General features: G+C 33.8%; 1 protein-coding gene. It reads right to left on the minus strand.

What is annotated here, in order from left to right; translation table 11 throughout:
• Positions 1-512: methyl-accepting chemotaxis protein (locus KJR01_RS10315; protein ID WP_250325184.1), on the minus strand; the 512-nt coding region annotated here is incomplete at both ends.

Raw genomic sequence — 512 nt, forward strand, 5'->3', positions numbered from 1 at the left:
TTATTCTTCATAACAGCTTCAACAGCAATGCTAGCCATTAAATCTACTTCATCTGATATTTTATTAGTATTATCAGCTACTACTACATTAGCGCGTGTTAGCTCATCTATACTACTTATTGCTTCATTTATTTGAGATATTGCTTGAGTTTGTTCTTTAATGCTTTCACTCATATCATTTATACCTTGAGTTAATACATTAACACTTGCTTCTATTTCTGTTAGTGATTTTTGAGTGCTTTCAGCTAGCTTTCTTACTTCATCAGCAACTACAGCAAACCCACGCCCATGTTCACCTGCTCTTGCAGCTTCTATTGCAGCATTAAGTGCAAGTAGATTAATTTGTTCTGCTATATCTTTAATCATAGTAATAACATTTTTAATATCTTCTCCGTTTTTAATAACTTCGTTTGATTTTTGATTTACTGCATGCATAGATGCACTCATCTCTTCTACTGCTGCTGCACTTTCTTGTAAGCTACTTGCTTGCTTTCTTGCACCTTCGTTTATATC

It is taken from the genome of Campylobacter sp. 2018MI10 (assembly GCF_018501175.1).
Taxonomy (GTDB): Bacteria; Campylobacterota; Campylobacteria; order Campylobacterales; family Campylobacteraceae; genus Campylobacter_E.